Annotated in this window: 18 protein-coding genes and 2 pseudogenes; 9 read left to right on the forward strand and 11 right to left on the reverse strand. The window is 68.2% G+C overall.

Annotated elements, in window-relative coordinates:
* Positions 1-61: 61 nt before the first annotated feature.
* From GTV32_RS13370 to GTV32_RS13415, 10 genes and pseudogenes are all read right to left on the reverse strand, one after another.
* Entirely contained in the window at positions 62-2,335 is a 2,274-nt protein-coding gene (locus tag GTV32_RS13370) for a heavy metal translocating P-type ATPase (RefSeq protein ID WP_161060730.1), read from the reverse strand.
* A 5-nt stretch (positions 2,336-2,340) separates the two neighbouring features.
* Positions 2,341-2,487, reverse strand: coding sequence for a hypothetical protein (locus GTV32_RS13375; RefSeq protein WP_161060731.1), 147 nt, complete (start codon positions 2,485-2,487; stop codon positions 2,341-2,343).
* On the reverse strand, positions 2,484-2,687 hold the full coding sequence (locus tag GTV32_RS13380) for a heavy metal-associated domain-containing protein (RefSeq protein WP_161060732.1): 204 nt from the start codon (positions 2,685-2,687) through the stop codon (positions 2,484-2,486). The genes GTV32_RS13375 and GTV32_RS13380 overlap by 4 nt, the downstream gene beginning before the upstream one ends.
* Before the next feature lie 110 nt (positions 2,688-2,797).
* Complete coding sequence (locus tag GTV32_RS13385) at positions 2,798-3,091, reverse strand: metal-sensitive transcriptional regulator (protein WP_161060733.1); 294 nt, start codon at positions 3,089-3,091, stop codon at positions 2,798-2,800.
* Positions 3,092-3,226: 135 nt separating this feature from the next.
* A complete protein-coding gene (locus GTV32_RS13390; RefSeq protein WP_161060734.1) occupies positions 3,227-4,249 on the reverse strand; it encodes a hypothetical protein in 1,023 nt (340 codons plus the stop codon).
* A 212-nt stretch (positions 4,250-4,461) separates the two neighbouring features.
* Positions 4,462-5,331 (reverse strand): alpha/beta hydrolase, encoded by an 870-nt coding sequence (locus GTV32_RS13395; RefSeq protein ID WP_161060735.1) that lies wholly within the window; start codon positions 5,329-5,331, stop codon positions 4,462-4,464.
* A gap of 70 nt (positions 5,332-5,401) precedes the next feature.
* Positions 5,402-6,289, reverse strand: coding sequence for an alpha/beta hydrolase (locus GTV32_RS13400; protein ID WP_161060736.1), 888 nt, complete (start codon positions 6,287-6,289; stop codon positions 5,402-5,404).
* A 37-nt stretch (positions 6,290-6,326) separates the two neighbouring features.
* Positions 6,327-7,967: an L-aspartate oxidase gene (gene nadB / locus GTV32_RS13405; RefSeq protein ID WP_237421541.1), complete on the reverse strand. Its 1,641-nt coding sequence runs from the start codon at positions 7,965-7,967 to the stop codon at positions 6,327-6,329.
* 106 nt (positions 7,968-8,073) lie between these two features.
* Positions 8,074-10,056: a heavy metal translocating P-type ATPase gene (locus GTV32_RS13410; RefSeq protein WP_237421840.1), complete on the reverse strand. Its 1,983-nt coding sequence runs from the start codon at positions 10,054-10,056 to the stop codon at positions 8,074-8,076.
* A 198-nt stretch (positions 10,057-10,254) separates the two neighbouring features.
* Positions 10,255-11,297: pseudogene (locus GTV32_RS13415) on the reverse strand (NAD(P)-dependent alcohol dehydrogenase).
* Positions 11,298-11,554: 257 nt separating this feature from the next.
* Between GTV32_RS13415 and GTV32_RS13420 the strand changes: the two are divergent.
* The 5 genes and pseudogenes from GTV32_RS13420 (at position 11,555) to GTV32_RS13440 (ending at position 17,182) form a co-directional block, all read left to right on the forward strand.
* Positions 11,555-12,460 carry a metal ABC transporter substrate-binding protein gene (locus GTV32_RS13420; RefSeq protein ID WP_237421841.1) on the forward strand — a complete coding sequence of 302 codons (906 nt, stop codon included), beginning with the start codon at positions 11,555-11,557 and terminating at the stop codon, positions 12,458-12,460.
* Positions 12,447-13,277 (forward strand): metal ABC transporter ATP-binding protein, encoded by an 831-nt coding sequence (locus GTV32_RS13425; protein ID WP_343287321.1) that lies wholly within the window; start codon positions 12,447-12,449, stop codon positions 13,275-13,277. The genes GTV32_RS13420 and GTV32_RS13425 overlap by 14 nt, the downstream gene beginning before the upstream one ends.
* Positions 13,274-14,133 (forward strand): annotated as a pseudogene (locus tag GTV32_RS13430) (metal ABC transporter permease). The gene GTV32_RS13425 and the pseudogene GTV32_RS13430 overlap by 4 nt, the downstream one beginning before the upstream one ends.
* 50 nt (positions 14,134-14,183) lie before the next feature.
* Complete coding sequence (locus GTV32_RS13435) at positions 14,184-15,563, forward strand: AarF/UbiB family protein (protein ID WP_161062521.1); 1,380 nt, start codon at positions 14,184-14,186, stop codon at positions 15,561-15,563.
* A gap of 125 nt (positions 15,564-15,688) precedes the next feature.
* Positions 15,689-17,182, forward strand: coding sequence for a DUF3068 domain-containing protein (locus GTV32_RS13440; protein ID WP_161060739.1), 1,494 nt, complete (start codon positions 15,689-15,691; stop codon positions 17,180-17,182).
* A gap of 309 nt (positions 17,183-17,491) precedes the next feature.
* Here GTV32_RS13440 and GTV32_RS13445 read toward each other — a convergent pair whose 3' ends face one another.
* Entirely contained in the window at positions 17,492-18,448 is a 957-nt protein-coding gene (locus tag GTV32_RS13445; RefSeq protein ID WP_161060740.1) for an alpha/beta hydrolase family protein, read from the reverse strand.
* Between the two features lie 383 nt (positions 18,449-18,831).
* Here GTV32_RS13445 and GTV32_RS13450 point away from each other — a divergent pair, with 383 nt between their 5' ends.
* The 4 genes from GTV32_RS13450 (at position 18,832) to GTV32_RS13465 (ending at position 24,065) form a co-directional block, all read left to right on the forward strand.
* On the forward strand, positions 18,832-20,319 hold the full coding sequence (locus GTV32_RS13450; RefSeq protein WP_161060741.1) for an amidase: 1,488 nt from the start codon (positions 18,832-18,834) through the stop codon (positions 20,317-20,319).
* Positions 20,320-20,420: 101 nt separating this feature from the next.
* On the forward strand, positions 20,421-22,082 hold the full coding sequence (locus GTV32_RS13455) for an FAD-binding dehydrogenase (protein ID WP_161060742.1): 1,662 nt from the start codon (positions 20,421-20,423) through the stop codon (positions 22,080-22,082).
* A 92-nt stretch (positions 22,083-22,174) separates the two neighbouring features.
* Positions 22,175-23,212 carry a Dyp-type peroxidase gene (locus GTV32_RS13460; RefSeq protein ID WP_161060743.1) on the forward strand — a complete coding sequence of 346 codons (1,038 nt, stop codon included), beginning with the start codon at positions 22,175-22,177 and terminating at the stop codon, positions 23,210-23,212.
* 43 nt (positions 23,213-23,255) lie between these two features.
* The gene (locus tag GTV32_RS13465) at positions 23,256-24,065 is read left to right on the forward strand and encodes a family 1 encapsulin nanocompartment shell protein (protein WP_161060744.1); all 810 of its coding nucleotides are present in this window, start codon (positions 23,256-23,258) and stop codon (positions 24,063-24,065) included.
* Positions 24,066-24,095: the final 30 nt, after the last annotated feature.

Raw genomic sequence — 24,095 nt, forward strand, 5'->3', positions numbered from 1 at the left:
CTAGTTCTCCCCGTCAGAGGAGGGGACGACGGTCACCGCTCGGCGAGGAACGGGGAGCGGGTCAGCGGGGATGCGGACGGAAGCGCCGCAACCGGAGACTGTTCGCCACCACGAACACCGACGACAGCGCCATCGCCGCCCCCGCGAGCATCGGGTTGAGCAATCCGGCCGCCGCTACCGGGATCGCCGCGACGTTGTACGCGAACGCCCAGAAGAGGTTGCCTTTGATGGTGGCGAGAGTTCGCCGGGCCAGACGGATCGCATCGACCACTGCCCAGAGGTCTCCACTGACCACGGTCAGGTCGCTCGCCTGGATCGCCGCATCCGTTCCGGTGCCCATCGCGAGTCCGAGGTCGGCCTGCGCCAGCGCAGCCGCGTCATTGATCCCGTCGCCTGCCATGGCAACCGAATGGCCTTGCTCCTGAATATCTTTGATCGCAGACAGCTTGTCTGCGGGAGACACCTCGGCGACCACACGGTCGATCCCGACCTCTCTCGCCACATGATCGGCCGCACCCGCGTTGTCGCCGGTGAGGAGTACCGGCGTCAAGCCCATGCGCCGCAGTTCGGCGATCGCCGCCGCCGACGATGGTTTGATCCGGTCCCCGACCACCACGACGCCGACGGGTCGGCCATCGGACGACACCACCACGGCGGTCGCGCCCGATTCGTGCGCTTCCTCGACAGCACGGGAAAGTCGTTCGGGCAAGGGCTGTTCGAGCCGGCGCGGGTTCGTGACCTCCACGCGGGCCCCGTCGACGACGCCTCGCACCCCGGAGCCCTCGGTCGCCCGGAATCCGGTGACCTCGGGTAACGGTTCCGACGACCGCCCGGCGGCGCCTGCGACGATCGCGACACCGATCGGGTGTTCCGAGCCCGCTTCGACGGCGGCCGCCGATGCCAACAACCGATCCTCGTCGAACGGCCCGTCGTCGACCACCGTCACCGATTCCAGGCTCATCTCGCCCGTCGTGACCGTTCCCGTCTTGTCCAGCACGATCGTGTCGACGCGTCGCGTCGTCTCGAGCACCTCGGGGCCCTTGAGCAGCACGCCGAGTTGCGCGCCCCGACCGGTTCCGACCATCAGGGCCGTGGGCGTGGCCAGTCCGAGTGCGCACGGACAGGCGATGATGAGCACTGCAACTGCTGCGGTGAATGCGAAGGTGACCCCGCCGGTTCCGCCCGACGCACTGTCCACACCCAGCCAGAAGCCCAGGGTGGCAACGGCGATCGCGATGACCGCCGGGACGAAGTACGACGAGATGCGGTCGGCGAGACGTTGGGCATCTGCCTTGCCTGCCTGGGCGTCGGCCACCATATTCGCCATCTGCGCGAGCGCGGTGTCGGCACCAACCCGGCTCGCGCGCACCACCAACCGGCCACTCGTGTTGACCGTCGCGCCGGTCACGTCATCACCCTCGGTGACCTCCACCGGCACCGATTCACCGGTGATCATCGACGCATCGACCGCGGATGCGCCCTGCACCACCACGCCGTCGGTGGCGACCTTCTCGCCGGGGCGGACGACGAACTCATCGCCTACCGACAACTCCGACACCGGCATTCGACGTTCGACCCCGTCCACCAGGACGGCGACGTCCTTGGCGCCGAGATCGAGCAGCGCATGCAGGGCATCGCCGGCGCGGCGCTTCGCGCGCTTCTCGAAGTACCTGCCCGCCAGCAGAAAAGTGGTGACCCCCGCGGCCGCCTCGAGGTAGATGTTCCCCGCGCCGTCGCCACGGGAGGCGAAGAGGTCGAATCCATGCCGCATCCCCGGCTCGCCTGCGGTCCCGATGAACAGCGCGTACACCGACCACGCGAACGCCGCCGACGTGCCCATCGACACCAGCGTGTCCATCGTGGTGGTGCCGTGACGCAGATTGATCCAGGCCGCACGGTGGAAGGGATAAGCACCCCACACCACGACCGGCGCGGCGAGTGTCAGCGAAAGCCACTGCCAGTACGTGAACTGCCACGCGGGCACCATGACGAGCACGATCACCGGGATCGTGAGCACCGCGGACACGATGAGCCGCTGCCGCAACCCGCGCAGTTCGCGGTCCTCGGGTCCGTCCGCCTCCGCGTCCTGGCCACCGTCAGCCCGGTCCCCGGGTTGCGGTACCGGCGTCGCGCCATATCCCGCGCCACGAACCACCGTCACCAGATCCGCAGAGTCGAGCGTGGACGGGAATTCCACATGCGCCTGTTCGGTCGCATAGTTGACCGTCGCGCTGACCCCGTCGAGTTTGTTGAGTTTGCGTTCGATGCGATTCGCGCACGACGCACAGGTCATGCCGTCGATGTCGAGATCGATCCGCTCGATGGTGTGCGACATCTCTTCTACTCCGTGTGTTGCTGATGGACGCCCGGGGGTTGCACCGGGGCGTCACCACCCCACGGGTCGACCGCTCGCCCGATCCCGAACGCGACGCCGAAGACGGCCGCCAACGCGACGAGGAAGCCGACGACCCGGGTTCCGGTGGTCATGTGAGTCGGTAACCGGCCTCGGACACCGCGGCCGCCACCTCGTCTCGGTCCAGTGCACGATCGCTGGTGATCTCGACGGCGCCCGTGTCGAGCGAAACCTCGACACGGTCGACGCCGGGGATCTCACCGACTTCCTCGCGAACCGACGACACGCAGTGCTCGCAGGTCATCCCGCTGACGGTGAAGGTACTGGTGGTCATGGACAACTCCTCCTTGCAGTCATGTTTCGGATCGGTCAGGACCTGACCGTGTCTATTCGGTCAGGATCTGACCGTGTCCATTCGGTCAGGATCTGACCGTGTCTATTCGGTCAGGATCTGACCAGGCGCGTGATCGCCTGCATCGCCTCGTCGACCTTCTCCTGGCCCGCGGCGTCGCTCTCCTGCGCGGCATTCACCACACAGTGGTTCATGTGCTCCTCGAGGAGGCCGAGCCCGACGGCCTGCAGCGCCTTGGTCATCGCCGACACCTGGGTGAGGATGTCGATGCAGTAGGCCTCTTCGTCGACCATCCGTTGCAACCCGCGGGCCTGACCTTCGATACGACGCAGTCTCCGCAGGTAGTCGTCCTTACGGCCGATGTACCCGTGCTGTGCGTGCTCCATCGGTGCGATCCTCTCGACGTCGGCAGGTTTCAATACCCCCTACAGGTATACCAGCGATCCACGGATACCGGTACCCCCTAGGGTATGTCCATCGCAAGGTACCGCGCCCACCCACTGCGACCAGGGACGCCGGTTCTATTTACGTGATGCGCGTACCGCTGCGGCCAACTTCTCCAACGCCACCGCGACCTCGCTCAGAGCCGTGGCGAGGTCGGCATCGCCACGATCGGTCGAGGGGCTCGGCGTGCTGACCGATGGCGTGGCGGCGCCCGAAGGTACCGACGACGTCGGTTGCTGGGCCTCCGGCGCCGGCTTCTGCGGCGGAGGCGCTGGGGATGAGGGCGGTTGGGACGACGGCGGAGGGGACGACGGAGGGGATGGCGGGCCGGCCGGGTTCGGACCGGCGGGAGGTGTGCCCGCGTCGGCGGCATCCGGCAGCCGATGACGACTTCCCGGTCGTGGTCCCGACGGCGTCGGCGGCTCGGCATCGGTGGAGCGCCTGCCCGGCCGATAACCGTCGTGCCGGCTGCCCGCATTCGCATGGGCGCCCGACACCGGTGCCGCCGGCCGCGCACCCGACCGACGCCCTGTGCGAGCCGCGTCCTCCGACGACGATTCATGGGTGGCGGTGGTGGCGGCCGGCCGGACGATCGGGATATGGGTGTCGGTCGTCATCCGCATCCGGTCTGACTGTGGGGCCTGGCCCGGATGTGCCGGGGGTGCGGGCGTCCTCGGCCCGGCGGGACCGGGGCGCGGCATCGGACGCGGGATCTCGCCCGACTGGCCTGGCCCCTGAGCCGGCGTGGGTCCCGTCGCCGGATGCGGGCCGCGGATCGCGGTCGGTGCGTGGCCGTTCGACGGCGCGAAGAAATGCCGGCCGCCGTGGCTCTCGAAGTACAGGCACGCCGCACCCTGCGGTGAGCGAGCCGAGCACGGGTTGCGTTCGATGAGCGACTGCGCGTGGTCGTCGAAGTCGTTCCATTCCAGCCACAGTCGACGGTCGGCCCGCGGACGCGAGCTCGCGTCGGTCGCGTGATTACCCTGATGACCCGACGTGAGCCGGCAGTGCAACAACCACTCCGACTGGCCCGTCAGCCCCAATGCGGAGCGCTCTGCGGGCGTGCATACGACCGTCGACCAGCAGCCCTCGCCGTTCATCCGGCCTCTCCTTCGCGCGTCACGCACATGTGCAATCGATCAAGAAAATCTGCCTCGGCCGGCGACCGTGCCACGCCTGAGACGACTGTCGGCCGGCGGCCTGTGCATCTCGATGCTTCCCCGGCGGCCAGTCTACGAAGGAACCGACCGTCCCCGCCATAGACGCGGCCCATGTCGCCGGGACGCAGGTGCGGCGACCGGCAGCGCCCCGCCTAGCGGTGGGCACCGATGAAGTCGAGGACGACGTGGGTGAAGGCATCGTTGTCGTCGGCGGCCGCCGTGTGGGCGGCGTCCGCGAGCTCGATCACCTCGGCAGCGGGGACCACCTCGCGGAACCCGGCAACCGCCTCCTCGGGCACCACGTCGGAGAGCTTGCCGCGGATCAGCAGGATCGGAACCGACAGGGACGCGAGCTGCTCCTCGAGATGTTCGGCCCGCACGAATCGGTCATCGCCTGGCTTCGACCTGACGAACGCCGGATCCCAGTGCCAGTACCAGCGTCCGTCCTGACCGGCGCGCAGGTTGCGTTTGAGACCTTCCGGATTGAAGGTCTTGGGCCGGTGGGGCAGGTAGGCGGCGATGGCATCGGCCGCATCCTCGAGGGTGTCGAAGCCGCCGACATTGGCGGTCATGAAGTCGCGAATGCGCGCGCTCCCGGCCTGGTCGAAACGAGGGACGACGTCGACGAGCACCAGCCCGCGAGCCTTGTCGGGACCGAGTTGCGCAGCGGCGCCGATACTGCTGAGCCCACCCATGCTGGCACCGACGAGCGTCACGGGTGTTCCGATCTGCTCCACCACCTCGACGACGTCTCCGGTGAACAACTCCAGGCTGTACCGGCCGTCCGACGACCAGTCGCTGGTGCCGTGACCTCGCGTGTCGAGCGACACCACATGCGCGCCGGCATTCGCCAGGAGCTGACCCGTCTGCTTCCAGGAATGCCTGGTCTGCCCGCCACCGTGCAGGAGAATGATCGTCGGACCGACCTGCGCGCCCACCGGTCGCCATTCGTCTGCGCGCAACGCGATCCCGTCGACGCCGGTGAACGAGGTCTGTTCGGGCTGAGTCAAGGGGCGCGACATGGGGTCGATTGTGCGCCGGGCCGCAATCCCGACGTGGCCCGGGGCGTCGACGACAGTCGAGCACCCGGGTTCACGAACGCAGGAACCCGACGATCCGCCGGTGGACCGCGTCGCGCTGATCGAGATGGACGAAGTGGCCTGCGCCGTCGATCCGGACGACCTCGCTACCCGCCGGCAGCAACTCGGCCAAACCGTTGGTGAACTCCACCTGCATGCACCCGTCGCGGGTGCCGTGCAGATAGAGCAGCGGCGTGCGTGGCGGCTTCAACCAGTCCGATGCGCGGTCGGCGTACCGGGGATCGACTCGCGGACGGAGCATGGCCCGGTAGTACCCGAGGACCGCTGCACCGTGGGCGCGTGTCGGCACCGCGGCCACCGCGTGGTCGATGTCGTCGGCCTCCGGGGTGGGCCCCCAACGGCGCCAGAGAGCAGGAATGAGCCACCCGAGAGTTCGTTCCGGGAGAAACGGGATCTGATTGAACGCGATGTACCAGCTCATCGCCATCTGTCGTCCGATGAGCCGCAGCCGCGTGCGCCCCGACGTCCCCGCCTGCCGCATGGCGGCGATGGGTGGCACGGCGATCGCGACGACGCGTCGGAACGGGTGGTCGACACGGGCGAGGACGGCGTGCGCGGTCAAGGCGCCCCAGTCGTGTCCGATCAGCACCGCCCGGTCGTCGCCGCCCAGTTCGCGGTGCAGCCGCAGAACGTCATGAGCCAGTGCGGCGACGTGATAGTCGCCGTCGTCCGGGATCTCCGACGGCGCATACCCGCGGGTGAACGGTGCGACCACCCGATAGCCGGCCACCGCGAGTCGAGGGGCGAGGTGTCGCCACGTCCACGCCGAATCCGGGAAACCGTGCAGGCAGATGGCGAGTGGCGCATCGGGCTCACCCCAGGTGAGGGCGTGCAGACGAATATGGCCGAGGTCGAGGACGACTCGTCCGGGCGCGGTCATGATCGTCGACGTTACCGCGCCGGGACTCCGCCTCCACTCACGACACCAACGCGACGAGGCCGGTGACGGTCTCGCTGCCTGCGCACTCGACGAGCTCACCGTCGAGCAGACCGAAACAGCTCGTGCGGGCCACCGGTTCCGTGTGCGGATGATCGACCCGGGTGTGGCAGCCGCGCGATTCGGTGCGAGCTCGCGCCGCCTCGACGACGACGCGTGCGGTCAGGGTCAGCGCGGCGTCCTCGAGGTCGGCGTCCGCACCCATCGGCCGATCCGGGAGCCGGCTCAGCTCGGCGGCGACCCCGGCCAGTCCATCGGCGTCCCGGCGGAGCGCGACGAATCGGGACATACTGTCCTGCAGCTCTTTCCGCGCCATGGCCGGCTGCGACGCCGGCGTGCCGACCAGGCCCTCGCCGACACGGCGGCCACGACGCTCGACGGCGGCCGCCGCGGCCCGGCGTCCCACGACCAGCCCTTCCAGCAGGCTGTTCGAGGCCAACCGGTTGCCGCCGTGCAATCCGGTCCGCGCGACTTCGCCCGCCGCGAGCAGCCCGGGGACCGCGGTGCGGCCGTCGACGTCGGTGAGCACGCCGCCACATTGGTAGTGCGCGCCCGGCACCACCGGGATGAGGCCGGCCGCGACATCGAGTCCTGCGGCGGCGACACCCGCGGTGACCGTGGGGAATCGCGCCGGGAAGTCGGCGATCGACCGCACGTCGAGATAGACGCACGGGTGACCGGACTCGGCGATGCTCGCCTCGACCGCATTCGCGACCACGTCGCGCGGCGCGAGATCGCCCATCGGATGCACCCCGGCGGTCACCGGCTTGCCGTCCACGTCGACCAGCCGGCCGCCCTCGCCGCGGACCGCCTCGCTGATCAGCGTGCGCCGACCGCGTGCGCCCTCGACGAAGAGCATGGTCGGGTGGAACTGGATGAACTCCATGTCGGCGACCACGGCCCCGGCCCGCAGCGCGAGGGCGATGCCGTCCGCGGTGGCGCCTGCCGGGTTGGTGGTGGCCGCGTACAGGTGCCCGCTGCCGCCCGTGGCGAGCAGAACGGTCGGAGCATGGATGACGCGGTCCCGGCCCGCCCGGCGATAGGCGACTCCGGCCGTCTGTCCGTCGGCGCGCAGGATCGCGGTGGCGACCGCGTCGTCGTGGTCGATGAGGAACAGATGCCGAGAGGCCGCCCGCAGTCGTCTCATCAGGGTCCGCTGGATCTGGGCGCCCGTCGCGTCACCGCCCGCATGGATGATCCGCCGCACCGAGTGGCCGCCTTCGCGGGTCCTCAGCAGACTTCCATCGGAGCTCCGGTCGAACTCCGCACCCCATCTGATCAGCCCGGACACCGCGGGCCAGCCGTCGGCGAGGATGGGCCGGGCGCTCAGCGGATCGGTCAGGCCCGCCCCGGCGCCGACCGTGTCGGCCAGGTGGAGGTCGACCGAGTCCTCGGGAGTGCCGGGTTCGACGACGGCGATACCCCCCTGCGCATAGAAGGTCGAGGTCGCCTGTTCGGTCCGGTCCGGATGCCACGCGGGCCCCTTGTTGAGTACCACCACGCGCAGTCCCGCCTCGGCCGCGCGCAGGGCGGCGGTCAGGCCGGCCACGCCCGCGCCGACCACGACGAAGTCCGCGCGCGTCTCGTCGCGCTCGTCACGGCTCATGTCGTTCTGGGCCATCTCGCACCTCTCGGGGGAGAACGTCGATGTGGGGATCAACCACGCCGACCTGTTTTCGATTCCCAGTCGAAAACCATACCCCTCCCCCGTGTGCGCGCGGTGCGCGTCAGTGCACCGACAGGTCGGCACGGCGCAGCAGCTGCGCATTGAGCGCGACGACCACGGTCGAGATCGACATCAGGATGGCGCCCACAGCCATCGGCAACACGAATCCGATGGGCGCCAGCACACCGGCCGCGAGCGGGACGGCGACCAAGTTGTAACCCGCCGCCCACCACAGGTTCTGCCGCATCTTGCGGTAGGCCTGGCCGGACAAGATCATCGCCGAGACCACCGTGCGCGGGTCGTCGCCGGCCAGCACCACCCCGGCCGACCCGATCGCGACGTCTGTCCCCGCACCGATCGCGACACCGACGTCGGCGCGTGCCAGAGCGGGAGCGTCGTTCACGCCGTCACCCACCATCACCACGGTGTGCCCCTCTGCCTGCAGGTCGGCGACGATGGACTCCTTGTCCTCGGGACGGACGCCCGCGTAGACGCGGTCGATGCCGAGTTCGGCCGCCACCCGAGCGGCGACGTCGTGCGCGTCCCCGGTGGCCATCACCGACGTCACACCACGGGCGGCGAGTGCCCCGACGGCGTCCGCCGACTCTGGCCGGATCGCATCGGCCAGGGCGACCGCCCCGATCACTGCTCCGTCGTCGAGCACGTAGAGGACCGTGTTGCCGTGCCCGACGAGTGCCTCCGCATCGTCCGGCCCACGGAGGCCGCGCTCCTCCAGCAACCGCGGACCGCCGACCGCGATCTCACGCCCGCCGACGTCGGCGCGCACACCGAGGGCCGGGCTCGACGAGAAGTCCTGTGCCGCAGGGATTGTGACACCGCGGTCATCGGCGGCCCGGATTATGGCGGTCGCCAGCGGATGCTCGCTGTCGGTTTCCGCGGCGGCTGCGAGGGCCAGGACGTCATCGGCCGATCGGTCGCCCACACCGATGACGTCCACCACGGCAGGCTCACCCCTGGTGAGCGTGCCGGTCTTGTCGAACAGCACCACGTCGGCCTGCCGCAAGGTCTCCAGCGCGATCCGGTCGGTCACCAGGACACCCATCGAGGCCGCGCGCTCGGTCGCGATCGCGACGACCAGGGGGATGGCCAGCCCGAGCGCATGTGGACAGGCGATCACGAGCACGGTGATGGTGCGGATCACGGCGTTGTCGGGCTGCCCGACCGCGGCCCACGCGACCGCGGTGACCAGCGCCGCGGCCAGCGCGAACCAGAACAACCAGCCGGCAGCGCGGTCGGCCAGTCGCTGCGCGCGGCTCGACGAGTTCTGCGCGTCGGCCACCAGCCGCTGGATACCGGCCAGCGCGGTGTCCTGTCCCACCGCACCGACCCGTACGCGGATGGCCGTGTCGGCGCTGACCGTACCCGCGACGACCCGGTCGCCGACCGTGCGGCTCACCAAGGTCGATTCGCCGGTGATCATCGACTCGTCGACTTCTGCCGTCCCCGAGGTGATCTCGCCGTCGGCGGGGATGCGTCCGCCGGGTCGCACGACGACCAGGTCGCCTACCCGCAGCTCGGCGGGCGACACCGTCTGCAGCTCGTCACCGTCCACGCGTTCGGCCTCGTCGGGCAGGAGCGCGGCGAGCGATTGCAGCGCCGAGGTGGTCTGCGATATGGAACGCATCTCGATCCAGTGACCGAGCAGCATGATCACGATGAGCAGCGCGAGTTCCCACCAGAAGTCGAGCTCATGGTGCAACAGATCCAGGGTGGCACCCCACGACGCGACAAAGGCGACACTGATGGCCAGCGCGATCAGGGTCATCATCCCCGGTGTCCGAGAACGTAATTCACCGACCGCCCCGGAGAGGAACGGCCGACCGCCCCAGATGAACATGATGGTGCCGAGGACGGGCGACACCCAGTCCAGCCATTCCCACTGCGGCAGTTGGTAACCGACCAGGTCGGCGAACATCGGACTGGCGATGACCACCGGGACGGCGAGTACGGCCATCGCCCAGAAAAGGCGACGGAACATCGCCACGTGGTCGCCGTGCGCGCCGTGTTCCCCGTGACCGTGCATGTCAGGGGCATTCGTGTCGGGGTCGTCGACGGCGACGTCGACTGAGCTGTGTTCGACAGTGTGGTCCATATGCCCGTTTTATACCCCCAGGGGGTATCCGTCAAGCGCTCCCGCCGCCCACCGTCCGTCTCCCGGAAACGACGAAGCTCCCGCGGCGTGTGCGCCACGGGAGCTTCGGATGAGATGGGTGAGGTGCGCCTACAGGGTCGCGGTGTCGATCACGAATCGGTAGCGCACGTCACTGGCGACCACCCGGTCGTAGGCCTCGTTGATCTTGTCCGCACCGATCACCTCGATCTCGGCGCCGATGCCGTGCTCGGCACAGAACTCCAGCATCTCCTGGGTTTCGGCGATGCCGCCGATCATGGACCCGGCGAAGCTCCGCCGATTGGCGGTGACCGCGAATGCGGGCACCTCGATGGGGTGCTCGGGAGGCCGAGCTCCACGAGCGTCCCGTTGATCGCCAGCAGCCCGAGGTATTTCTTGATGTCCAGATTGGCCGACACGGTGTTGATGATCAGGTCGAACTCGTTGCGCAGCTGAGTGAAAGTGTCCGGATCACTCGTCGCGTAGTAGTGATCGGCACCGAGGCGCACGCCGTCCTCCATCTTCTTGAGAGACTGCGAGAGCACCGTCACCTCCGCCCCCATCGCGTGCGCGATCTTGACGCCGACGTGACCGAGACCGCCGAGACCGATGATCGCGACCTTCTTGCCTGGGCCGGCCTGCCAGTGACGCAACGGCGAGTACAGGGTGATCCCGGCGCACAGCAAGGGAGCTGCGACGTCGAGGTCGATGCCCTCGGGGATGCCGCACACATAGTTCTCGTCGACGACGATCCCGGTGCTGTAGCCGCCATGGGTGGGCTCCCCGTCGCGGCCGACCGCGTTGTAGGTACCGGTCATCCCACGTTCGCAGTACTGCTCTTCGCCACGCCGACACGGCTCGCATTCGCGGCAGGAATCGACGAAGCAACCGACACCGACGCGGTCACCCACGTGGTGGCGGGTGACGTCGGACCCGACGGCCGACACGGTTCCCGCGATCTCGTGGCCGGGGACCACCGGGAACGCGGTACGCCCCCACTCACCGCGAGCGGTGTGGATGTCGGAGTGGCAGATGCCCGCGTAGGCGATGTCGATCGCGACGTCGTTCGGGCCGAGGTCACGGCGTTCGATCGTGGACGGGCTGAGCGGCTGGTCGGCGGCTGTCGCGATGTAGGCGTTGACTGTGGTGGGCATGGGTGCTCCCTCGCTTCGACGTCGGATTCGCGGGTCGGACTCAGACTCATGATCCGGTGACTCCGCTGCGGATCTCTCCGCACCCTCTCCAGTGTTGCGGAGAAGCGAGCACGCGTGGGATGCGGCGCGAATAGATCACAACCAGGAATATTCGCGCGCTTCCGGGGATCGCGCTGATCAGGCTCGGCTAACTTGCGAGTTCGGTAAGCCGAAATTAGGGTTGGCCCATGTCAGCGACGCATCGGATCTCCCTTGCGATGGTCGTCGTGCTCTCCATCGCGTGCTCGGCCTGCGAGACCCGCGACCTCCCGGACCGGCCTCGGGTGCTCGCCACGTTCACCGTGCTCGCCGACATCGCCCGAAACGTCGCAGGCGATCATGCCGATGTCAGTTCCCTGACGAAGTTCGGTGCGGAGATCCACGGGTACGAACCCACGCCCGGCGACCTGCACAAAGCCGCCGACGCCTCGCTGGTGGTGGTCAACGGGCTGCACCTCGACGACTGGTTCGAGCGCTTCCTCTCCGACATCGACGTGCCCCGGATCGTCGCCTCCGACGGCATCGAGCCGATGCCGATCACCGAGGACCCCGGTACGTCTCATGCGACCGGCAAACCCAATCCGCACGCCTGGATGTCGCCGGTCGAGGCGAAGACGTACGCCGACAACATCGCCCGCGGTCTGGCCCGCGTCGACCCCGACCACGCCGTCGACTACCGCGAGAACGCCGACCGCTACGGCGCTCGCCTCGACGTCGAGCGGGCGCGGCTCCTCACCGCGGTAGCGGCCTTGCCCGACAACGAACGGGCGCTGGTGAGCTGCGAGGGAGCGTTCAGCTATCTCGCTCGTGACACCGGGCTCACCGAGCATTACATCTGGCCGGTGAACTCGGAGCAGGAGGCGACCCCCCAGCAGATGCGGCGGACCGTGGAGTTCGTCCGCGATCGCCATGTGCCCGCAGTGTTCTGCGAGTCGACGGTGAACGACGCCCCGATGCGGCAAGTACAGCGGGCCACCGATGCACGGTTCGGCGGAACGCTCTACGTCGACTCGTTGTCGGAGCCGAACGGCCCGGTCCCCACCTATCTGCGGTTGCTCCGGCACGACCTGTCCACCGTCATCGGCGGTCTCACCGGAATGGACGGTGACCGTGTTGCTCCCTGAACACCTTTCGCCGCAAGATGATTCGCGGACTCCCGCCGTCGAGCTCACCGACCTCACGGTCCGGTACGGGAGCGTCCTCGCCCTCGACAAGGTGTCACTGACCCTCCAGCCGGGCCGGATCTGCGGGCTGATCGGGATGAACGGTTCCGGGAAATCGACGCTGTTCAAGTCGATCATGGGGCTCGTGCGCCCGTCGTCGGGGACCGTGTCGATCGCGGGTGGAACCCCGAATCGCGCACGGGCCCAGGGTCTCATCTCCTATGTCCCACAGTCCGAAGACGTCGACTGGGACTTTCCCATCTCCGTCCGCGAGGTCGCGATGACCGGCCGGTACGGACGGCAGAACATCTTCCGTCGGGCGTCGGCCCGCGATCGTACCGCCGTCGACGACGCCCTCGCGCGGGTCGGGCTCACCGACCTCGCCGACCGCCAGATCGGCAAACTCTCAGGCGGACAACGTAAACGAGCGTTCGTGGCCCGGGGGATCGCGCAGGGTGCGGAAATACTCCTGCTCGACGAGCCGTTCGCCGGCGTGGACAAGCGTTCGGAACGAACCATCGTCGATCTCCTGGTGGCCGAATCCGCCCGCGGCGCGACGATCCTGATCTCGACCCATGACCTGTCCACCCTGCCGTCCTTCGCCACCGAGGCCGTCCTGCTGATGCAACGCGTGCTGGTTCACGACACCCCCGCCGAGGCGCTCCGCCCTGAGCACCTCGCGCTCGCCTTCGGCGTCGACGTCCTCGGTGACCACCGCGGCCGCTCGGCCGCGTCGCACCTCGACCCGCGCACGAGCGATCCGGGGGTGGCCGGATGATCGACTTCCTCATCGAACCGTGGACGCTGTCGTTCATGCGCGACGCCTTCCTCGCGAGCGGGGTCGCGGCCGCGGTATGTGCCCTCATCAGTTGTTGGATCGTGCTGATCGGCTGGTCGTTGATGGGCGACGCGGTCTCGCACGCGGTGCTACCCGGTGTGGTGCTGTCGTACATCGTCGGTGTGCCGTTCGCGATCGGCGCGGTGATCTTCGGATTTCTGGCGGTGGCGCTGATCGGGGCCGTTCGTGACACGAGTCGGGTGAAGGAGGATGCCGCGATCGGCATCGTGTTCACCACCCTGTTCGCACTCGGACTGGTGCTGGTCTCGGCCACGCCCAGTCAGACCGACCTCAACCACATCCTGTTCGGGAACGTCCTCGGCGTCTCCGGCTCGGATCTGTGGCAGTTGCTGATCCTGGCCGCGGTGGTCGCGACGGTACTGGTGGCCAAGCGGCGAGATCTCACTCTCTATGCCTTCGATCCGGTCCACGCCCATGCCATCGGCCTCTCCCGACGATGGCTCGGGCACTGTTGCTCGGTCTGCTCGCCCTGACGTGTGTGGTCGCGTTGCAGGTGGTCGGCGTCATCCTGGTCGTCGCGATGCTGATCATCCCCGGGGCCTCGGCCCACCTGCTGACCGACCGGTTCGGGCACATGCTGGTGATCGCCCCGACAATCGCGGTGGCCGCCACGATCGTCGGCGTCTACATCAGCTACGGCGCCGACGTCTCTCCCGGCGGAATGGTGGTGGTGACACAGGGTGTGATGTTCACGCTGATCTATTTGCTCGCGCCGCGAAATGGCGTCCTGACCAGGTGGATCGACCACCGTCGAACGTCCGCGGCGTCGGCCTGAGGCAGCGCGGCCCCGGTGCGGTGGACCAGCCATCGTTACACTTGCCGATGGTGACGATGCAGAACTCCGCAGACGACGACCTACGCAGACAGCTGCCGACGGTGTCGCCGATCGCCGAGATCACCCGATTCGGCACGGCGACCGCCCACACGGCGGCGGGCGTCGGGCGCTTTGTGCTCCACAGCCTCGGGGACGCCGTCCACGGCCGCCGCCCCACCTCCCAGCGGGTCGCCCACGAGATCCGCACGACGTTCGAACATCTCGGTCCCACCTACGTCAAACTCGGTCAGCTCATCGCGTCGAGCCCCGGGGTGTTCAGCGAGACGCTGTCGGCCGAGTTCGAGTCCCTCCTCGATCGGGTGCGTCCGGCCGACCCCGCAGACATCCGGCGACTGTTCATCGACGAGTTCGGTCGCGGTCCCGAAGAGGTCTTCGCGTCGTTCGACATCGAGCCGATCGCGTCCGCGTCGATCGCGCAGGTCCATACCGCGACGCTGCACAGCGGTGAGGAGGTCGTGGTGAAGATCCAGCGACCCGGGATCACCGAACGCCTCGCACCGGACGTCGCCCTGCTCGAGCGATTCGCGGGACTTGCGGAGATCTCCGAATACGGCCGCATGCTGAGCGCCCGGCACGTGGTCGAGGACTTCGCCGACGGGCTGTCGGCCGAGCTCGACTTCCGCAACGAGGCCGACACCATGCGCGAGTGGTACGAGTGTCTACGACCGGGTCCGTATGGCAGCCGCGTCCGGGTGCCCGAGGTCCACGACGAGTTCACCACCTCCCGCGTCCTCACGATGGAACGGGTCTACGCGATCCGCATCGACGACGCCGAAGCCGTGCGTGCGGCAGGACACGACGGCGTCGCGCTGTGCCGTAATCTGCTGCTCTCCCTGCTCGAATCCGCATTCCACGGCGGACTCTTCCACGGCGATCTCCACGCGGGCAACGTCCTCGTCGATGCGGATGGCACTCTCGTACTGCTCGACTTCGGCATCGTCGGACGGTTCACCAAACGGACGCGCCGGATTCTGCGACAACTGGTCGTCGATCTCATCGTGCGCGGTGACTACGAATCGGCCGGCCGGGCCATCTTCCTCCTCGGGGCCGTGCACAATCCCACGTCGTCGACGGCCCGCGGCGCCGAGGACATCAAGCGGGTCACGACGCCGCTCTCATCGACCGATCTCGGGTCGATGTCGTACACGGACCTCGGACGCCAGCTCGCCGCAGTCGCCAAAGCACACGATGCCCGGCTGCCGCGCGAACTCGTTCTCGTCGGCAAACAGCTTCTTTACGTCGAGAAATACATGAAGCTGCTCGCACCTCGATGGAAAGCCATGTCCGACAAAGAGATCTACGGCTACATGGCCGGGATCATGAAAGAGGCCGAACGCGACAGGCGAGCAGACCGCAGCCGATCGGGCTGACCGTCGGCGGCCCGGGAGAAGGCGTATGGCACGGTCGTTGCCAGGAATGTCCGAGACCTCCGTCGGGTTACGGCGCGGCGCCGCTACTGTTGTGACGTTGAGTCCGGAGTACAGGAGTGGAGAGAATGAGACGACTTTGGCTGGCGCTGCCGGCGTTCCTCGGCGCCGCATGCATCGCCGCTGCCATAGCCATACCGCTGTTCCTCGTACCTCAGCTGCGCGTGGTGCCCCTCGACCTGGACATCACGTCGGTCGCGACCACGGTGCCGGAGGACGGATCCAGCGGTGACCGGTTCCCCGCCCGGATCTTCGATCGCTGCTCGGTCAGTGAACGCAAGGCACGCGTCCTGGACGCACACGCCACCCAGCAGCGCCGGTCGGTCATCGTCGACCCGTCGGACAAGCGCCAGGCGACGCTGCAGTCGGCCCAGACCGTTCAGATCGACCGCGTGCGAGACGCCGCAGGCAACGAGACCGACCCGTCGATGGCGGCCGCCGACAGCGAGCGCAAATGTGACGACGGGCTGCTCACCGCGAACATCGATCGGGTCTCGGTCAATCGCAAGTCCTCGGTGCCCAACGGCACCGTCAGCTCGCTGCAGCTCGAGGCCGCGCCCGAAGGTGTGAATCCGAAGGACGTCTCGGTCGATCTCCCCGATCGCAAGGGCTTCCAGTACAAATTCGGCTTCGACGTCAAGAAGCGCTCCTACCTGTACTACGACACGAACACCCGCCAGGACATCCCCGTCAACTTCAAGGGCGAGAAGGACATCAACGGGATCACGACCTACGAGTTCGTCGGCGACGTGCCGGAGACCGACGTCTCGGGCCTGCCGAACGCGCAGGGCGAGGCAGCGATCGGCACGATCCTGACGATGCCCGCGAGCTGGTGGGGTATCAGCGGCCGCGGCGTGAAGCCGACCGACAAGATCACGATGCACCGGTATGCCACGGCCACCCGGCACGTGTTCGTCGAGCCGGAGACCGGCACCATCATCGACGGTGTCGAAGACCAGCATCAGTTCTTCCGGTCACCCGACCAGAGCTCGGACACGCCCGCGCCGGTACGGGACTTCCGCATGGATGTCCTCAAGGCGCGGTTCAAATGGTCCGATCAGACCGTCAGCAACCAGTCCGCCAAAGCCGACGACTACCTCGGTCAGCTCAAGCTCGGCAGCTTCTGGTTGCCGTTGATCCTCGGCATCGTCGGTGTGCTGCTGCTGGGCCTGTGGGGCTTCCTGATGTGGCGTGCACGCCGCGACCGGGACGGCGACGACACCCCGCCTGCCGATGACACGACGGCGTGGGACGACGCCGAGACCACGGGGAGCACCGGGCCCGGGCGGCATGAGGTCGACCCGACCGTTCCGGTGGCCGGGGCGGCCGCTGCCGGTGCCGGGGCGGCCGGCACCTCGCTCGATCCGTGGGATCGACCGACCGAGCAGATCCCACGGGTGGACACACCCACCGACGAGCCGGGCGACGACACTGCGACGCAGACGTTCACCCAGCCTCCGGCGGCAGACGACTCCGAAACGCAGACATTGCGGCCCACGGACGAGTTCCGGCCCACCGACGACGACGACACCCAGCACTTCCGCCGTCCACCCGGCGAGTAGCCGACCGTAGTCCCGCCAAGGCTCCCACCACACGCTCGTTCCCGAGCACGTGGTGGGAGCCTTGTTCGTCCGCGCGGCCTCGCCATCGATCCGGCCCGTCCCCCACCCTCGGGCCCAGTTCCCCGCCGGCCGGGCACAGTTCCCGCCGACCGGGCACAGGGGCCCCGTCAGAACACCGACGGTTTCACGGGCACGCGCCCGGTCGACGCGAAACCGGGCCCGGTCGGCGGGGGTGGTGGGTGCACAACACAAACGCGGCCGGTGACCCTCAGGTCACCGGCCGCGTCGGTCGGGATCAGTCCGTGGCGATCAGAAGAACGCCGGGCGGAAGGTGCTGGCCCACGACTGCTTGAAGTCGCTCTCCCAGTAGTCCCACCAGTGGACGCCGTCCGGGGTGATGTGCGTGGTCAGCTTGACGCCCGGGACCACGGCCAGACGACCGATGTAGATCTGGCTGCTGGTCGACGCGGCGACCTCGAGCGGGACCATCTGCGCGAACTTGACCGGGTTGAAGTTGGCGCTGGCCGGATTCACCGACGAGTCGTACTTGCTGCCGACGCCGGTGCCCGACGACACGTAGACGTGCTTGCCCGCGAGGTTGTTGGCACTCAGGAACGGGTCGTTGGCGGCCCATTGACCGGCCGGCCAGATGCCCCACATGTTGATCGGGTTGCCGCCCATCTCGGCGACCGACGCCTGGATGCCCTGGTTGAAGCCCGGCAGGGTGACCGTCGGGTAGCCGCTGTAGGACGCGACCGCGCGGTAGAAGCCCGGGTGGCGCGATGCCAGGTTCAGTGCCGAGGTGCCCGACATCGAGAGACCGGCGATGCCGTTGCGGCGGTTGTCGCTGTTGTGGCGACGCTGCATGTAGGCGGGCAGCTCGCGGGTCAGGAAGGTCTCCCACTTGTTGAGGCCCAGCTTGGGATCGGTGCGTTCCCAGTCGGTGTAGAAGCTGCCGCCACCGCCGAACGGGATCGCCACGTTGGTGCCCTTGCCGACCATGAAGCGGTCGACGTCGGTGTTCTGCAGCCAGCCGCTGGTGTTGTTCGGGGCGCGCAGACCGTCGAGGACGTACAGCGTGGGCTTCGGGCCACCACCGCCACCGTCGACGATGCGTACCGGGATGTTGCGGTGCATTGCCGCGGAGTAGACGTACTCGGTGTTACCGGCCGCCTGAGCTGTCGGAGCAGCGACCATGGTCACGCCCGTTGCGGCCACCACGGCCACAAGTCCGGCGACCAAGCGCTTACGGGCGCGTGTCAGCATTGATGTTGTCCTTATCGATCTTGACCACGAAGTGGGCCACGGTCATCTCACGGGATTCTATGGCTCGACGGCCCTGCGCATACCCGTCGTGAGGCAGTGTAACGGCTCGATAACACACCGGCAAAGCCAGGAATGGCGATCGTGATCTCTGCCGATGGGCGCTGGCACGCGCCCCGTGACTTCTACCTGTACGTATCTGACCTCCACACCGGTGCCGGAACTTTCCGTGGACGCGGGTGCACACCGACGAAACCGCGCCGTTATCGATTTGCGTGCGCAACCGCGATCGGTCGGGGTACCGATGCAGGCGCGGGCCGGCCAGACACCGGGTGAATCGCTGCGACATCGCGCAGCCGCCGCGGCGGCACCACTAGGCTGTGCCCGTGAACCTGGACGAGTACCGCCGTCACGACGCCACCGCCCTGGCCGAATTGGTGCGCCGAGGCGAGATCACCCCGACCGAGTTGCTCGCGCTCGCGCGGCAACGCGCCGATGCGGTGAACCCCCGCCTCAACGCGATCGTCCGCCGGATGGACGAGGAGGCGGACGCGCGGGCGAGCGGCCAGGAGCTCTCCGGCCCCTTCGCCGGTGTCCCGTTCCTCATCAAGGACCTGGCCCAGGAGTACAAGGGGTATCCGACCTCGAGTGGCTCGCGGTCACTGGCCCGCCACGTCGCCCCCGAGCATTCCCATGTGGTCCGTCGTTTCCTCGACGCCGGGCTCGTGATCTTCGGCAAGACCAACACCCCGGAGTTCGGCGCGAAGGGCATCACCGAGTCCGACTTCTGGGGCCCGGCGCGCAATCCGTGGCACACCGATCACACGCCGGGCGGCTCGTCTGGTGGTTCGGGCGCGGCGGTCGCGGCGGGCATCGTGCCTGCGGCCGGCGCCAACGACGGAGGCGGGTCGATCCGCATCCCGGCGGCCTGCAACGGGCTCGTCGGTCTGAAACCGACCCGTGGCCTCTCCCCGTTCGGCCCGGCGACCGGCGAGGCGATGTTCGGGATGGCGGTGCAGGGGGTGGTGTCGCGCACCGTGCGCGACGCCGCAGGACTCTACGACGCCATCGTCGGGCCCACTCCCGGCTCGGTGTATCCGACACCCACGCCGACCACTCCGTTCGCCACCCGGATCGCCGACCGGCCGTCGCGGTTGCGCATCGGCTATTCGGCGTCGTCGGCGATCAACCCGAATCCGGCTCCCGAGGCGGTCGCCGCCGTCGAGCACGCCGCCACGCTGCTCGAGGGCCTCGGTCACCACGTCGAGGAGGTGGCTCCGCCGTATGACGACGCCGAGCTGGCGCGAGACTTCCTGACCATCTGGTTCGCGGTCCTGGCCACCGAGGTCGACGAGGCGCGCACCCTCACCGGCGCCACCGACCGCGACTTCGAGGCGGACACCCTCGCCATGGCGGAACTCGGGCGATCCACGGGTGTGGTCGCGGCGCTGAGCGCTCTGAACAAGGTGAACGAGCATGTGATCTCACTGGAGACGTTCCACCAGTCCTACGACTACTTCCTCACACCGACACTCGCCACGCCGCCGCTGCGGATCGGCGCCACGACGACACCGCCGCCGCTGCAGGCCGCCTCTCGGGTCATCTCCAAGCTACGTGCCGGAAACCTGCTGGCCCGCACCGGAATCCTCGACGACCTCATCGAACAGAGCCTCGGCTGGGTGCCCTACACCCAGCTCGCCAACCTGACCGGTCGACCGGCGATCAGCGTGCCGCTGCACTGGACGGCCGCCGGTCTCCCCCTCGGCGTGCAGTTCGTCGGGCGTCTGGGCTCCGACGGCGATCTCCTCGCCTTGGCCGCCCAACTCGAAGAAGCCGATCCCTGGGCGCACCGCTACGGCGACATCCCGCTCTGAGACGCGCCCGCAGCGTGGTTCGTCCCCCGGGTACGTGAACCGAGCGGACCATCGCACTGCGGACGCTAGTCTCGACGTCAACGGAAACGAGGGAGGGTGCGGTGAGCCAGCAGCAAGCCGATGCGGTGGTGGTCGGGTCGGGTCTGGCCGGGTTGGTCGCGACCTACGAGCTCACCCGGGCGGGCCGCAAGGTCATCGTCGTGGACCAGGAGAACCGCAACAACCTCGGCGGACAGGCGTTCTGGTCGCTCGGCGGGCTGTTCCTGGTCGACACCCCGGAACAGCGCCGGCTCGGAATCAAGGACTCCGCCGAACTCGCGCTCCAGGACTGGATGGGATCGGCCGGTTTCGACCGCGAGGACGAGGACTTCTGGCCTCGGCAGTGGGCCCGCGCCTACGTCGAGTTCGCGTCGTCGACCAAGCGTCAGTATCTCCACGACCTCGGACTCCGGATCACCCCGATCGTCGGGTGGGCCGAACGTGGCGGCGGTTTCGCCGACGGCCACGGCAATTCGGTGCCGCGTTTCCACCTCACCTGGGGCACGGGCCCGGAGGTCGTGCGCGTGTTCGCCGAACCGGTCCTCGAGGCCGAGAAGCGCGGGCTGGTGGAGTTCCGTTTCCGCCATCGTGTGGACGAGATCCTCGTCGAGGGCGACGCCGCCGTCGGCGTCACCGGCTCGGTGCTGGCACCGACCGATCTCGACCGGGGAGTCGCGTCGTCGCGCGAGGTGGTCGACGACTTCGAGATCCGGGGCGACGCCGTGATCGTCACGACCGGAGGTATCGGGCACAACCACGAGTTGATCCGCGCGAACTGGCCTACCGATCGGCTCGGCCCGGCCCCGACGACGATGATCTCCGGCGTCCCGGCCTACGTGGACGGCCGGATGCTCGGCATCGCCGAATCCGCCGGCGCCAGTCTGGTCAACCGAGATCGTATGTGGCACTACACCGAAGGCATCCACAATTGGGATCCGATCTGGCCCGACCACGCCATCCGGATCATCCCCGGGCCATCGTCGCTGTGGCTGGATGCGAACGGAAACCGTTTGGCGCCACCGAATTTTCCCGGCTTCGACACGAACTCGACGATGAAGGCGATCCTCTCCACCGGATACGACTACTCGTGGTTCATCCTGACCCAGGCCATCATCGAGAAGGAATTCGCACTGTCGGGCTCCGAACAGAACCCCGACATCACCAGCAAGGACCTCAAGTTCGCCGCCAAGAGCCGCCTGGCGAAGGGCGCGCCGGGACCGGTGCAGGCGTTCACCGAACACGGCGTCGACTTCGTGGTGAGCGACACTCTGCCGGAACTTGTGGCCGGGATGAACGCGATCACGAGAGGCCCGAAGCTCGACCTGCAGCACGTGGAGCGGGTGGTCTCGGCACGTGATGCCGAGATCGACAACAAGTTCTCCAAAGACGCTCAGTTGATGGCGATCACCAATGCCCGTCAGTACCTCGGCGACAAGCTCGTGCGCGTCGCCAAACCACACCGCATCCTCGACCCGCAGTTCGGGCCGCTGATCGCCGTGCGGTTGAACATCCTCACCCGTAAGACGTTGGGCGGCTTGGAGACCAACCTCGACTCCCAGGTCATGCGTCCCGACGGCACCGCCTTCGACGGGTTGTTCGCCGCCGGCGAGGTCGCGGGATTCGGTGGCGGTGGCGTGCATGGATACAACGCACTCGAGGGAACCTTCCTCGGCGGTTGCATCTTCTCGGGCCGCGCCGCAGGCCGCGCGATCGCCCGGCGATGACCCGCCTCACGGCCTAAAAGGTCTGGCTCGCCTACCCATTCGGGCGCAGGCGCTGATCTCGACGACCACCGAAGGTCCGCTAGAGTGAACGGGTGCCGGTCCCGCAGACGATCCTGACGCGCAAGACGAAGGCGGCCCTGTTCCTCGTCCTCACCGTCGACGACGGCGGCGAGGACACGGTACGCGACGTCTTGTCGGATCTCCCCACGCTCGCCCGTGCGGTCTCCTCACGTGCCCCCGAGGCCGCACTCTCGGCGATCGCCTCCATCGGATCGCAGGCCTGGGACCGTCTGTTCGACGGGCCCCGCCCCCGGTCGCTGCGCCCCTTCGTCGCCTACCAGGGCGAAGTGCACACTGCACCGGCCACCCCGGCGGATCTGCTGCTGCACATCAAGGCCGATCAGCTGGATCTGTGTTTCGAGGTCGGCCGCCTGGCGATGAACGCGCTCGGCGGCGCCGTCACCGTCGTCGACGAGGTCCACGGCTTCCGCTACTTCGATCTGCGTGACCTCATCGGTTTCGTCGACGGGACGGAGAATCCTGTCGGGCAGGCGGCGATCGACGCCATCACCGTCGGTGACGAGGACCCCGAGTTCGCGGGCGGGAGTTACGTCGCGATCCAGCGCTACGTGACAGATCTGGAGGCCTGGAACGCGCTGACCGTCGAGGAGCAGGAAGCAGCGATCGGGCGCACCAAGACCGACAACGTCGAGATGTCCGACGACGTGAAGCCGTCCAACTCCCACGTCGCGCTCAACGTGGTCGAGAACGACGACGGCGAAGAGATCGACGTGGTCCGCGACAACATGCCGTACGGGGACGTCTCCGCCGATGGTGAACTCGGCACCTTCTACATCGCCTACTCGGCCGGCCCGGACGTCACCGAAGAGATGCTGCGCAAGATGTTCATCGGCGATCCGCCCGGGAACTACGATCGGCTCCTCGACTTCACCACCGCGGTGACCGGCGCGCAGTTCTTCACGCCCACCATCGATTTCCTCGAGGATCCGCCCCCGGCCCCGACGGAGTCCTCCTCCTCGGAAGAGCCCGGCTCCTCCGACGAGGAGCCAACCGAACCCGCGGACACCCGACCCGCCGACCACTCACTCGGCATCGGGTCCCTGCGTTGACCACCACCACCAACCCGCACCGGCCGACCCACAGGAGGCAGCCATGAACAACCTGCATCGCGAACTCGCACCGATCTCGGACGCCGCGTGGGCGGAGATCGAGGAGGAGGCCACGCGTTCGTTCAAGCGCAACAGTGCCGCTCGCCGGCTCGTGGACGTGAAGGGCCCGCTCGGCAACGATGTCGCGTCCGTCTCGCTCGGCCACCGGACAAAGATCGACGCCCCCGCCGACGGCATCCTCGCCTTCTCTCGGCAGGCACAGTCGCTGGTGGAACTGAAGGTGCCGTTCACCGTGACCCGGGAGGCGATCGACGACGTCGATCGCGGCTCGAAGGACTCCGACTGGGATCCGGTCCGCGATGCCGCCGCCGAACTCGCCCGCGCCGAGGACCGGGCGGTCTTCGAGGGATACCCGGCGGCAGGCATCAGCGGAATCCGCGCCGCCGCGTCGGTCACGCCGATCGTGCTGCCCGACGACGTGCGCGACTATCCGGAGGCGCTCGCCCAGGCCACCAGTGCCCTGCGGCTCGCGTCGGTCGAGGGGCCGTACTCGCTGGCGCTGTCGGCCGAGGTCTACACACTGGTCAACGAGACGTCCAACCACGGCGTCCCGATCCGCGACCACCTCCAGCGTCTCCTCGTTGCCGGTGGCGACATCGTCTGGGCGCCCGCCATCTCCGGCGCCTTCCTGCTCAGCACCCGCGGGGGCGACTTCGAATTGAACATCGGCCAGGACGTCTCCATCGGATACGACTCACATGACGGGGACACCGTGACCCTCTACTTCAAGGAGTCGTTCACCTATCTGACCTACACGCCGGAAGCCGCGGTGCCGTTCACCTTCGCACCTTGAGATGCGCGCGTGGCGGGCTCCCGGCCACGG

It is taken from the genome of Gordonia sp. SID5947 (genome assembly GCF_009862785.1).
Lineage (GTDB): Bacteria > Actinomycetota > Actinomycetes > Mycobacteriales > Mycobacteriaceae > Gordonia.